Below are 13,296 nucleotides of genomic sequence, written 5' to 3' on the forward strand. Positions count from 1 at the left end.
CTTTTTAAACTTAGACATTTCAGATGAAGAATTACTGGAAAAAGATTATGGGAATGACTTTAAAAAAGTTAAAGGAATTAAAACAATAAGGTATTTTGCAAGCTATGATAATATATGACAAAGAATATTATGAAGATTACTATAACACACAATATAGCACAGGATATTTACAAGGAAAAGGAGTTGAAGAGATATTCAGACTGTTGCTTAATAAAAAACCTGATTACTGGATTGATTTAGGATCAGGAGGTATTTCACTGTACTGGTCAATGCCGATTAAAAGCTGTAAAAAAATCCTAATTACAGACTTTAATATGAACAGCCTAAAACTTTTCCTCGGTTACATTATCGAACAGGATATTCCTAGAGGTTATAAAGAAGCAGCTATCGCTAACGGCATAACCGATTACCAGCAACGTGTCGCTAATCATAAAGCATCACTGTCCGGTGTAAGAATTATCGATGCGTTTCAGCCGTGGAGTAATGATAGCAAAGTAGATCTGATTACGGCGTTTGGTGTTTTCAGTTTATGTGGCAGTTACGAAAAGTTCAGAGACTGTTTCAATTATGCATTATCAAATCTGCAACAAAATGGCGATCTAATAGGAGCCAACTGGCTTTTTACAGAAGAATACGCTCAAAATATAGGCATAGTTAACAGTTTTGTGACTTGTGAAAACATTCTGAAAATTGCTGAAGATAATAATGCCGAAGTAGTCGATTTAATTGAAGTGGAATTGAATGAGAAAAATTATTCTAAAGTCATAATTTACAGTTTAAGAAGGAAGTAAAATGGAATTTCCCCGGGTTGGTATAACACATCTGATTGAAAAAATAGAAGACTTATATATTGACGAAATCCGTAATGCCGCTGGAATCACTATCACGACATCATCACAGCCTAACAGCCCGCCACATGTCGGTACGCTGCTTACATTTTCATATGTATTTAACATTGCTGATTATTTTCGACAGACATATGGAAAGACAGTTAAGATTATAGTCGATCTGTTAGATAATGCTCCTGGTCAGAGAGAAGTTGTTAGTGGAACCAGTTATCAATATATGTTAAAGCAGGAATGCAATGGCGTAAATATTTTTTCGGTAAACAGAACGATTTATGACCGTTGTCTGAAGTTCTTCTCCTCATTCTCAGCTATTGATTACCAAATCCGCGACTATAGTGAATTTTGCCTGAATAAAGATTTTTATCATGCATTACATGAAATGTTAATGAAAAACAACCAATTTACAAAAATAACCAATCCTGGTGGCAAGTCTATTCATGTCAGATCGCCATGCCCTATCTGTGGAATTATTGAAAAAGATTCCTCACATACACCCTTCGTACTCAATCAGGAAAAGGATATCAGACTTATAGCAATATGTCCTGTTCACGGTCAGCATGAGACAACAGTAAAAAAACACACCCCGGTATTTCTGGATACAGGAACGGCACCACGAGACATTGCCAAGCAATATACTCTGGCTAAAAACGGCATAAAAAATAAAACCGTTGAGATTATGATAGATGGTAGTGACTGGGCAGGAAACTGGTTTCATGATGTCATATTACCTGGATTTTGCAAATTAGGTGGAAACCCCATAAATATACCAAAGAAAATTTACACACCTGTTGTAATAACCAATGACGGTCGTAAACTGTCGAAGTCAATATATATGAAAAAAGGATATGGCAATGATATCCCTCCTTTCCTTCTGGACATTTCTAAAATGCAAGATAATGAAAGAGAGCCTTACCTCAAAGCCTTGCACAGCCTGACCACTAGATGGGTAAAACATCCCGAGATGTTATTTCATGCAGTTCCCGTAAGTGAAATAGTGAGCAAATTATGAAATCACTTGAAACTATTAATCCTTCAGAGATAATCGAAAAATATAGAGAGCATGGATTTTATACAATAAAAAACTGTATCAGTCATACCGAGCGGAAGGTTATGTCTGATTTTTTGACAAAAAAATGGAAAATATATTTTGACAAAGAAGGAAAAGAAAAGCCACATACCAAACTTGAAATACATGGTGACAGCCTGCTACTTTCTCCTGTATTTAGAAAATTAGCGATTAACAATCATCTGCTAGAACTAGCCACATTGTTACAGGGCGATGATATACAAATAAATTATTTCGGCGCCCAGATAAACCCCAAACAGAAACTCGATAAAAAAGGTATGGCCATTCACAGAGACAGTGGCGAGCTATATGAGAAGCTAGGATACCCCTACCCTGATCTAGGTGTGAAATTTGCTTTATGGCTTACAGATGGCATGGAGCTTAATCGGGGAAACTTTATCGTTGTACCTGGCACGCAATATCAGAAGTCAACTGATTCAGACATTCCCCAGAAAATTTTGAGACTGGAAGCTGGTGATGTAATCATGTTTGATCCTCGCATGTTACATGGCCGAGGTCCAAACCACAGTGATATTATTCGACAAGTAATTTTCATCGAATATGGTCCCAGATGGCTTGAGCAAAAATGGAACAACTCTCAGCTACAGGAAATCAGAAACAGTTTAAAACCATTAGAATTACAATTGTATTCTTTATTTGATGACCCATGGCGTTCTTTTGCTCCTCGCTGGACAGAAAAACCACTTCTCCGACACATGAATAAGGTTTGATATAATGAGCATCAGTCTTTCAGCATTAAATTATCTTTGTGAACTAAAAAAAAACCATCCGATAAAGGGTGAAGTACTGACGCTTGGAAAACAGATGGTATTTTTTGACTATGATACATTAACCAAAGTACTCATCGAAAAAAACATACAGAATATTGGCACAAAGAAAAATTTTAATTTCTCACAGGACTTTGAACATCTTAAATATGTTGAGCCTTATTCAAGATACTGCAATGATAAAGCTGTATTTTCATCTATTTTTGGTGTTTTCCCAAAAGTAATGGATATTACAGATGAGCCTTATGTCGACTTCAAACAGGATCTAAATTATAAAATTGACAGCGGCTATGCACAAAAATTCTCATTAATCCTGGATGCTGGCACTCTCGAACATATTTTCGATGTGTTCACTGCGCTTAATAATATCGATGCGATGCTTAAAGAAGAAGGCTTTGTCGTTCATATAACGCCAGCTCATGGTTTTCTAGATCATGGATATTATCAGATTAGCCCACAGCTCTACTATGATTTCTATTCATCGCGTGGTTATCAAATTCAACATTGTTACCTTGCAGAGATGTCAGTCAGGAAAACAAATCATACTCAACAAACATTTTGGCACTGGGATAAAAATATTTTAAGAAAAAAACTGATATCAGACAAAATGCTGATGGTATATTTTTGCGCAAAAAAAACATCTAATAAAAATAATAATACAGAGAAGCCCACTCAGGTTTTTAATGACCAAATCATCAGTTCAGATATAAATAATGAATCAATTCCCTGGGGGCTTGAAAAAGTCACTAATCTACAACCATTGAAATTGTGAGAATGAAAATGTCAATTGGGATCCTTAAAGAACTCATCAAAAGTGAACGCCGTGTCATTGCAAATCCTGAAACTGTCAAAATATTATTTGAGCTAGGTTACGACATCTTCGTCGAGCAGGGTGCAGGTGAGGCTGTAAATATTACTGATCAGGAGTATATCACTGCTGGCGCAAAAATAATTGATGCAACAAGCATTTGGAAAAAATGCGATTACATCGTGAAGTATAAAGCTCCACTTCCTGAAGAATATGACAGCATAAGAGAAAATCAACATATTTTTGCCATATTTCATGCTGAAAACAATGAAAATCTTATACGGACACTGTTAGAAAAGAAAGTGACCGCTGTATCACTGGAGTTCTGTCATGATGGTGAAGCTTTCTGTCTTGCAAAAGCTGGAGGAGCAATGGCAGGACGTATTGCGGCTATATATGCGCTCTATTATTCTTTGTTGCCTAGTGGGACTGCAGGAAAGATAATTTGTAAAGATAAAAGCATGAACCCTGAAACAAATGTGCTGATTATTGGCAGCGGAAATGTTGCCAAAGCGGCAGCTAAAACTCTTATTGAAAATGGCTGTAACGTTACTTTCCTAGTCTCTGCCCAAAGGGCATTGGACAAGCTGAAATCCGATTTGGTCGGCCTTAATTTTAATGCTTACGTCAATGAACCTCAGCGTCTGAAAAAGGAGCTTCAAGAAGCAGATATCGCAATTGGCGCAATTTTGATATCAACCTACGACACGCCAACGATGATTTCAAAAGAAATGGTTAAGGATATGAAACCTGGTGCAATTCTCATTGATGCGACTGCGGGCTATGGTCCGGGATACATTGAAACGTTCGTGGAAAATACGAAATTGAATGATCCATTTTTCTATTTACACGATGTAATGCATATCAAAATTGACAATCTTCCCGCCGCTGCTCCTATAACAAGTGTAGCCTACGCTAACGATATTTACCGTCCCTATTTTTTCGAGTGTTTTAAAAAAATCCAGTCTGACGGAACAATGAGTGATACATTTATTAATGGTATGATTACCACTAATGGAAAAATAACTCACGACGTGATCAAACATCATCAGGAGATATTGCAGTGGAATTTTTAAAAAACAGCCTAACTCAAAAATGCAATCCTTTTATAATCGCCACTATAGGTATGCCTTGCTGTGAACCTGAGGGTATCGATTTATTACTCCTACATGGCGTTAGTGTTTTACGATACAATATTGCAGCGGATTTAGGTTATGTTGAGCACTCTCGCAGAATCAAAATTGCCCGTAATTCTATCGAAAAATCGGATAGGGCGGGCAATATCGCAATTATGCTTGACTTGCCCTTCCCCGGCAGGAAAATCAGGATAGGAATGCTACCTGAAAGAATACACGCGGTCAAAAAAGGGGATCTTGTCACTTTTAAAACAGGGAAAGAAAGTACAAATTTTCATGATTTTATTCCTGTTAACTATCCCGACATAGCACAGTTTATCAAGCCGGAGTATGAATTTAGTATCGGTGATGGTGAACTTGCCCTAAAGGTTAACGAGCAGCTCTCAGATGACAGTTTTAATGCTATTGTGCTGAATGATGGTTATATACCATGTCAAAAATCTGTTAATTTCGGACATATCGTCGAAGCAGAACAAGATAATGAAATGTTGAACTTTGTAGCTCAAACCCGCCCGGACTGGATTGCTCTCTCATTTATTAATGACGTTCAACAGCTGCAAAGAGCATTCGAAATACTGTCCGGTTATGGTATAACCCGGAAAAACACACGCTTCGTGATCAAGATTGAGACACAGCAAGGCGTGGATAACATTAGTCAACTGACAGAAAGAGTCGATGCGGTTATTATCGCTCGGGGCGACCTCGCGGTAACCGCAGATTATTTCAGATTGGGAACAAACCAGAAGATCATAACAGAAGCGTGCAAAAAAGTGAATAAACCCGTTATTCTATCGACTCAGATTCTGGAAAGTAGCTGTGAATGGTATGTTCCTGCAAGATCTGAGATTTCAGGTTTGACCTACGCTATTCTTGATGGCATCAATGGTATCATGCTGGCAAAAGAAACCAGCAGCCTCAATAACATTACGCGCCCGCTGGTTGTAACAAGAGAAATTATCTCTGAATGTAAAGAATTAATAGCATCACAGGTGGAGGAATAATTTGAAATTACTTTCTGCGGCAGATACGATAGTATTGAGCCTTCATAAAAACGCATGGGACATGATCGATTCCGGCATTAAAAAGCATGAATTCAGAAGACGATTTCGCCGGGAAAGCACGTTAGCTTTCATATATGTGACATATCCGATAAAAGAGATACAAGGAGTAATTCTTCTGGATGAACCCATTACAGGAAATGCAAAAAAAATTGCTGAGATAGCCGAATCGGCAATACCTGGAAACGGGAAATCAGTTTATGACTATTTTATTGAAAAGGATTTCGGCCTGGCTATCCCTATAAAAGAAGTTCGTAAGATAAAGCCAATAAGTTTGGACTATCTTCGTGAAAAATATAACTTTACCGCTCCACAATTTTATCTTTCGCTGAAGAACAGGGCTGAGCTGTATGATGAATTGACACGGGCAATCATTTAATACCGATACTGTTCCTCTGGAGCAATATAAAACAGACATATTTCTCTGGAGGAACACACTTAGTTAATGTAGTTAATAATTTAATTTATTGGTCTGAATAAAATACAGAAATATGGCATCAACATCTTACGTTTTAATTTTTAATATCAAGGTATCTGGTATCCCATGCTCAGAAAAAAAAATAAAAGAAAAATTACACCTGCAATACAAAGTGAAATAGCAGACTGTGGTATTGCATGTTTAAGTATGATTTTGTCATGGTGGGGAAAGAAAGTTTCAGTTCAGGAAATAAAAGAGAATATCAAGGTATCAATGCGTGGGACAACGTTATTCTCCATTAAAAAGTATGCAGGGAAATATAACTTGGCTTGTAAAGCTTTAAGGGCAGAAATCGATGCGACTACCCGTTTTGATCATCCGGTCATCCTCCACTGGGCAGGTAATCATTATGTCGTATTGAAAAGCATCTCCCTTCATTATTACGTGATTATTGATCCAGTCTCAGGGGTCAGAAACATCAGCCATGATGAGTTCAAAAAAAATTATTGCGGTGTTTTTTTATTTTTATACCCTGATAAAAATTTTGTTGAACAAACAAATAATAAAAAAAGAAAACTCGTCAACACACTGTTTAGTGTCAAAGAGTTCATAGGTAAAAGTACAATAATAATAACTCTGCTGACTGTTTTAGTTGAGTCTTTTTATGTGTTTATATCATTCTATTATGGATGGGTCATAAACCATATTATAGGCCACCACGACATGTCGACTGTTTATTCAAGCCTTGCCTATATTGTAGTATCACTTGTCATTGTTTTATTCGTAAGCCTTATCAGAAATAAACTCACTCTCAATATCAATCAAAGTTTTTATACCCTACTTAATGAGCGAATTTACAATAAAGTATTCACTTATCCGGTTGAGTTTTTTGAGCGCAACACTCCAGCTGACTTGTTGTCACGTATTAATTCAATCGATATTTTGAGAAAAATATTATCTACAGATATCTCAACTCTTTTTAATGGACTGATATTTTCTGTTATTGCGATGTTGTGCATTGCTAAAATTGATATAAATCTGACCTTTTCTTCTGGCCTCCTTATTTTATTATTCATATCACTTCGGGCATGTTTTTATTTAGAACAGATCAGATTCAAAAACAATGAATTGGCAAAAATGCCAAAGTTGTACACTACCGCTCTGGAAATAATAAGAAATTTCTCAGTGATAAGATTAATGAATGCGCATCAGGTGAAATTTAAAAAATGGCAAGAACTCTCCGTTGATATAGAAGATGATAAAAAAAAATATGATAATTTCATGATGGCTTCTGAAGAAATTAAAAATCTCTTGAATAAGTTCGATCAGGTCATCTCGGCCATTATTGGTGGTTACGCAGTATTAAACTGGAATCTCTCCGTTGGTGCATTCTTCAGCTTTATTTTTTTGCGTGAACTGATGTTTACAAGGTTGACGCTTTTTATCAATAAAGTGTTTGAAATAAAATTAATGCGAGCCTACTTGAACAGGATTGACCTGTTAATAAACAGTAAGTCTGAAGATAGCGGAAATATTCCCTTACCCCCTGGAGACAGTGCCGGTCTAGATATCCGGATTGAAGGACTATCTTACCAATATGATGATCAAAGTAATATGATACTGAAAGATTTTAACTTACACATTCAGCCTGGTGAGTCAATTGCCCTAGTTGGACAATCTGGATGTGGTAAGTCTACCCTAGCTAAAATTTTATCATGTTCCCTACTGGATTATACCGGAAATATCTTTATTAATGGCACTGAACTGTCTGTACTGATCAAAGAACAGTATCGTAAGGCTATTGCGATAGTACAACAGAACGATGTACTTCTTCATGGTTCCGTGCAGGAAAACATTACCAACTTCGAGAGTGAACCGAATATTTCGTGGATGATAAAGTGTGCTGAACTGGCAGAAATATCCGGTATCATAGAGTCCCTTCCTTTGCGTTATAATACACCCCTTTCAGCAGATACGCTGATCCTGTCCGGCGGGCAGATACAGCGTATTTTAATTGCCAGAGCTTTATACAAGAAACCCGGATTGATTATTTTTGACGAATCGACAAGTCACCTAGATAAGCTGACGGAACAGAAAATCAGTGACAATATTAGACAATTATCATGCACCCGAATAATTGTCGCTCATCGTGATGAAACTATCGCCACTGCTGACAGAGTGTATGCATTTGATGTACATATGGAGAAAATTCAATGAGTTTCTTTTCATTTATCATGCTTAATATTTATCGAAATCGCGATAATTTATTTCTTACAGAGAATAATAAGCACTACTTATACCAAGATCTGTTGATATCCGTTTTCAGACTTAGCCATCTCATCAAAAATGATACCACTCTCAGTGATATTGTCACCATTAAAGAATCAACAGCTTGGTTAACCTATAGCAAAATACTGGCCTCATTTTATGCCGGAAAGCAAGTTAAATTGCTGAACAGCAGTTTCAGTGAAGAAGACAGTTTGGATCATCTTGTTCTGCAGCAACTGACTTTTAACTATAACGATGACATTACAGAAATACAGTCTAAATTGACATATCTCCTTACTACTGATCGTTCAGAACGTGCCACTTTGTCCTTTTTTTCATCGGGTACATCCAGTGGGAAATCTACTGAAATAATATCAACAACTAACAATCTATTTTTTTCTTCACAAAGTATTATGTCTGTACTTAAATATGACTCATCTTCACGAATCGCCATTTGCACCCCACTATCATTTGATTATAGTGCCTACCAGTTTTTAATGTGCAGTACCGTTGGGGCTTCAATTATTTATAGTGATATCCGACGTAAAGTCGGCCATGTTTTTTCTGAGTTTGAAAGATTTAATGCGAATTTTTTTTGTTTTATCCCAGGAATACTAAAGCTGTATGCAGAATACAGGAAGAAGAATTCGTCTGTTGCTTCTCCCCAATTTATTACACTGACAGGTGAAAGTCTCCCTCAATCTTTGCTGGATGAATGCAGCACACTGCTTCCCCACACCCAAATCATTACAATGTATGGAATTACAGAATGCAAAAGAGTCAGTATCACGCCACCTGAAATTTGTGCTGTAAATGCGGACTATTGCGGCATAGCTCTACCGGGCGTCACGATTAAGGTATTAAAAAAAGATCAGTTGGCCGAACGGGGACAGGGAGTCTGCATGGTTAATGGGGACAATGTAGTTGCCGGTTACAAAAATGGTGGCCCCTGCCAGTTTCTTCATTACCACGGTGAAACCTATCTGTACACCGGTGACAGCATTGATCTTGAAAACGGTCATGTAACTTTCCGCGGACGTAATTCTGATTTAGTCAAAGTAAACGGTCGACGTGTCGACATCAAAAAATTACGGGAATGGATAGCGGCAGTCTTCTGCAGTCGCTCAAATTTATTTTATGATAAAGGTATTTTTTATATTTCTCTGGACAGAAAGATTGAGTCGGAGGAGACCTTATCTTCCCAACTCATACAATTTCTTAATCTTGAATTTGGCGTCAGAGTATTACAAGTCAAAATCAGCTATAACTATACTGAGAATATCAATTTGAAAGGAATGTTATAATGTCAGTTATGCCTTATGACTGTCGTATGCAGTCTATTGTGAGTATTCTTTACGATTCGGTCTACTCTCCAGTCGAAAAATATGCTTTTTTCAAACCTTTTCTTTACTATCAGTCAGAAAAACGTCGTTTGATGATCGAAGATGTTCATCCTGTACAGGCATTATCTGAGTTAGGTTTTGTTATCAGACAGACGAATTTTACCAAGTCGCAAATGGATCTTTTTTTCCAGCAATCATCAGAAACTATGGGCGTAGTCATTGAGCACCCCTATGGAACGCTGTTAAAAAGAATGAAGTACATTAATGTCAGCCTTCCTGTTGAAATTCCACACCTTGTATTCTCGAATGAATATAATCCAAAGAATAATAATATTATATTCAGAACCACCGACCCTAAATTTAAGGTGTTAACATGGAATCATTTTTTTGATACGGAAGAGTCAATCATTTCTGCCTTTTTTGTTCTGTCTAAACCAAAAGTCAGTATTTCTGATAGTGAGATCGTCAGTACATTTAAAAAGTATATTTCTGCCTATCTTCATTCTTACTCGGATAAAACTTCCGTCGAGATCCTTGAAGATATTAATGACGATCTTGTTGTCAACCGTTTAACTAATAAAATTCCAGTCTGGACCAGGAATTTCTGGAAGCTTTATATAACACGATGCTGGCTGTCTAATTTCATTCAGCATTTCAATCTGTCTGCTGCCCAGGCCGTCCAGCTTGGCACCTTATCTGAGCAGTATAAAAACATCGTGGAACAGCTGTCTGATAAGCTAATTCATAATAAAGACCATGATCTTTCGTCTATTATCAATTTAATTAAGGACGCTCTCAGTAATGAGTACTCTCTCTTCAAACAAATCAACCAATCATTATGATAAAATACAGCATGCTGGCAATACCGTAATGCTGGCCTCAGCATTACGCGATACTGCCTTTAATTGTGCTTTCATACGTGGTGATATAAGTTACGCCGATATCAAGTTTACCATTCAGGTACTGGCACAGCGGTCACTTTCTCTGGCGGTGACATTTACTCAACATCTTCAGGTACTCTATGCCCTCTACCATAGTGAGTTGCGACACGATTTGGATCTTAGCGATACAGGACTCATTTCTTCAGCAACGACTTCCATAAAAGGTCCACGACTGAGTACACCTCTGGAACTGGAAAATGAACTTGATACACTCCAGCGTGAATGTCCCATTGTAAGTTATTTTGATTATTCGTCTCATTTACTGTTCACCGGCGTTCACAAAAAGGAGCTTAAGTTGTTCCTGGTAAAAAAACAAAAGATGCAGATATTGCATTCTGAGGATATTAATTGTTTGGGGATGTCTCATAACCACATAAAAAAAATAAGTTTCCAAGTAAAAACAGACGAGTGTGTTATTATCAGACATGATGCTGCACACATTATAAACGATGTACTGGCTTTCTATGCTCATCTTTTGTGGTCAGTTGCCTGGTCAGCCTCTTTCGACAGAGCGGTAGAATATACCATGGAGACCCGTCTGAAGTTGTCTAAAAAGTTGTCGGAAGATTTTTACGCTGAGTCTTTGTCTAAACTATTAAATCAGTCTCACATCAATAATCAGCTTATCGCTCAGCTGGAATCCAGACACTTAAATTCATTATCTTGGCTCTCTTATAAGGATAAGATGGCCTTTCATACCGATGTTAACTCATTGAAAATAATAGTTTCTGAAAATGTGACATCTGGTATAGAATCCTGTCTTCTGATTTTAGGATTTAAGAAAGGCTATGTCGTTGATAATGATTTTGAATTCACTCAACTGTATTGCGATATCAAATCATCACAGTTAATGTTTAATAACTCCTTACTTCATATAATAAATCTTGACTGTTATACAACCTTAAAATCCTTGCAAAGGAGAACGTCCCATGCTTGACGCCATACAGAGTTTTATTAGTGCGAATCTTGGCGCTGATTCAGTTAATGAAAATATAGAAGACATGCATCTTTTTTCTCTCGGCCTAGATTCACTCCTGATTGTCGGTCTCATTGTCGAATTGGAATCTGTTTCAGGCATTTCCCTTGATGATGCCACACTTGAAAGATTGCTGACTAATGACTCTGTGAAAGTTAGGGAGGTTATTGATGCTTTTGAAAAAAACAGTGCTGCCTGAGCCATATATTGCCTATAACTCTGAGCACTTAAATTACGACTATCAGTCTGTTAAAAATTTACTGCCGTCAGGCTCCGCTCTTCTTTACTCTCTTAAAGCGAACAATAATTATGATTTAATCATGTCATTGTCCAAAATTTGCGATGGTTTCGATATTGCATCACCAGCAGAATTGGATATTATAGCTAGAGCAGAAGTGCGTAGTAAGATCATAATGCTGACCGGCCATGATAAGTATAATATCAATCCAGCACTATTAAAAAGACTATCTATTTTCAACCAGATAATCTATTCGGTTGAATCCGAGAATGATTTTGAGCTTTTCCTAGCATATAATCATGAGGTCAGTTCCATTCAGGCAATAATAAGAATTTCATTTTCGCCACCAGCCGAATACGGAATATATAATGGATTACCTGCCAGCCACTTCGGTATTACTCCTGAAAATCTGTGTATTTTTCTAAATTCGGGCAGGATATCTCCCAGTGCTATTTCTGGATTCCATTTTTATATTGGTTCTCAAATCAAAGAAATCAGCATGTTTCCCGATGTTATCGCTCACTGCCTCGACCTGACGGAACAGATTAAGAAAAACACCAATATTGCGATTAAAAATATTAATTTTGGCGGCGGATTTCCCGCCCCTTTTGCATCACGGGATAATCTTCACCTGACCGAAAAAAACACCTCTATTTCACAGAAAACAACCGAAATCATAAAGTCTAGACTGGCTTTCAACACTCAGGTTATATTTGAAAGCGGCCGCGCCATCATTAGCCGATGCGGAAAACTGCATTGTAGCATATCTGATATTAACCTTACTGCGTCTCTTCCCTATGTGATCATCAATACTGGCATCTCTCAAGTTTCTGGCCTTTATTTGGCCCGGAGAATTAAACCTGCAGCAATGGAATTTTTCATTCGAAATGAAGATCCTGACGTTCAGTCTCAGTCCTGCGATTATCTAACGCTTCGCGTCTACGGTAATTCCTGTACGGCACTTGACTTTTTAGGTCTTTTGTACTACGTTGATGAATATCAACCTGCAATTGGTACAGATCTTATTTGTTATCATGTAGGTGCGTACTGCGCGTCTGCGGGTTTGAATGGATTTCATGCCAAGTCTAAAATAAATGAAGTTGTGGCTTAACTATGACGCTTTTTTTTTACACATCCAATTTAAAGAAGTTTACTTACGCCCAGTCTGTTTTCACTAGTCAAACGCAAATAAACTTGGTCCATAAAAGTTTTGATTTTAAAGAACTACAAACAGATAATCCTCAGGAAAACTTACTTTTCAAATTAAGTCAGATTCCGCATGTGCCCGCTACAAATATTTTTATAGAGGATAGTACTTTTCATATTGATGCACTTAATGGCTTTCCCTCACTCTATACCAAATATATTTTATCTTCTATTGGTGCCCAGGGAATTATCAGTCTATTAG

Annotated in this window: 14 protein-coding genes; all 14 read left to right on the forward strand. The window is 37.3% G+C overall.

Annotated elements, in window-relative coordinates; genetic code table 11:
* Positions 1 to 104 precede the first annotated feature (104 nt).
* Positions 105 to 791: a hypothetical protein gene (locus ADK28_RS03800; RefSeq protein ID WP_048794925.1), complete on the forward strand. Its 687-nt coding sequence runs from the start codon at positions 105 to 107 to the stop codon at positions 789 to 791.
* Position 792: 1 nt separating this feature from the next.
* Positions 793 to 1,857 (forward strand): hypothetical protein, encoded by a 1,065-nt coding sequence (locus tag ADK28_RS31225; RefSeq protein WP_049191842.1) that lies wholly within the window; start codon positions 793 to 795, stop codon positions 1,855 to 1,857.
* Positions 1,854 to 2,645 (forward strand): phytanoyl-CoA dioxygenase family protein, encoded by a 792-nt coding sequence (locus ADK28_RS03805; protein ID WP_049191840.1) that lies wholly within the window; start codon positions 1,854 to 1,856, stop codon positions 2,643 to 2,645. Before ADK28_RS31225 ends, ADK28_RS03805 begins: the two co-directional genes overlap by 4 nt.
* 4 nt (positions 2,646 to 2,649) lie before the next feature.
* Positions 2,650 to 3,474, forward strand: coding sequence for a hypothetical protein (locus ADK28_RS31230; RefSeq protein ID WP_152929610.1), 825 nt, complete (start codon positions 2,650 to 2,652; stop codon positions 3,472 to 3,474).
* A gap of 2 nt (positions 3,475 to 3,476) precedes the next feature.
* The gene (locus tag ADK28_RS03810) at positions 3,477 to 4,586 is read left to right on the forward strand and encodes an NAD(P)-dependent oxidoreductase (RefSeq protein ID WP_048794927.1); all 1,110 of its coding nucleotides are present in this window, start codon (positions 3,477 to 3,479) and stop codon (positions 4,584 to 4,586) included.
* Positions 4,574 to 5,647, forward strand: a complete 1,074-nt coding sequence (locus tag ADK28_RS03815) for a pyruvate kinase (protein WP_049191837.1) — start codon at positions 4,574 to 4,576, stop codon at positions 5,645 to 5,647. The genes ADK28_RS03810 and ADK28_RS03815 overlap by 13 nt, the downstream gene beginning before the upstream one ends.
* 1 nt (position 5,648) lies before the next feature.
* Complete coding sequence (locus tag ADK28_RS03820; RefSeq protein ID WP_048794929.1) at positions 5,649 to 6,083, forward strand: hypothetical protein; 435 nt, start codon at positions 5,649 to 5,651, stop codon at positions 6,081 to 6,083.
* A 165-nt stretch (positions 6,084 to 6,248) separates the two neighbouring features.
* Positions 6,249 to 8,339 (forward strand): peptidase domain-containing ABC transporter, encoded by a 2,091-nt coding sequence (locus ADK28_RS03825; RefSeq protein ID WP_075202027.1) that lies wholly within the window; start codon positions 6,249 to 6,251, stop codon positions 8,337 to 8,339.
* On the forward strand, positions 8,336 to 9,694 hold the full coding sequence (locus tag ADK28_RS29665) for an AMP-binding protein (RefSeq protein WP_075202028.1): 1,359 nt from the start codon (positions 8,336 to 8,338) through the stop codon (positions 9,692 to 9,694). The genes ADK28_RS03825 and ADK28_RS29665 overlap by 4 nt, the downstream gene beginning before the upstream one ends.
* Positions 9,694 to 10,575: a hypothetical protein gene (locus tag ADK28_RS03830; RefSeq protein WP_075202029.1), complete on the forward strand. Its 882-nt coding sequence runs from the start codon at positions 9,694 to 9,696 to the stop codon at positions 10,573 to 10,575. The genes ADK28_RS29665 and ADK28_RS03830 overlap by 1 nt, the downstream gene beginning before the upstream one ends.
* Entirely contained in the window at positions 10,535 to 11,611 is a 1,077-nt protein-coding gene (locus ADK28_RS31235) for a hypothetical protein (RefSeq protein WP_152929612.1), read from the forward strand. The genes ADK28_RS03830 and ADK28_RS31235 overlap by 41 nt, the downstream gene beginning before the upstream one ends.
* Positions 11,604 to 11,849: an acyl carrier protein gene (locus ADK28_RS03840; RefSeq protein ID WP_048794933.1), complete on the forward strand. Its 246-nt coding sequence runs from the start codon at positions 11,604 to 11,606 to the stop codon at positions 11,847 to 11,849. Before ADK28_RS31235 ends, ADK28_RS03840 begins: the two co-directional genes overlap by 8 nt.
* Positions 11,821 to 12,999, forward strand: coding sequence for a hypothetical protein (locus ADK28_RS29670; protein ID WP_082172243.1), 1,179 nt, complete (start codon positions 11,821 to 11,823; stop codon positions 12,997 to 12,999). Before ADK28_RS03840 ends, ADK28_RS29670 begins: the two co-directional genes overlap by 29 nt.
* 2 nt (positions 13,000 to 13,001) lie before the next feature.
* On the forward strand, positions 13,002 to 13,296 hold a 295-nt coding region (locus ADK28_RS29675), incomplete at its 3' end, for a non-canonical purine NTP pyrophosphatase (protein WP_204375362.1).

Source organism: Serratia sp. 506_PEND (genome assembly GCF_001076875.1).
Lineage (GTDB): Bacteria > Pseudomonadota > Gammaproteobacteria > Enterobacterales > Enterobacteriaceae > Serratia > Serratia marcescens.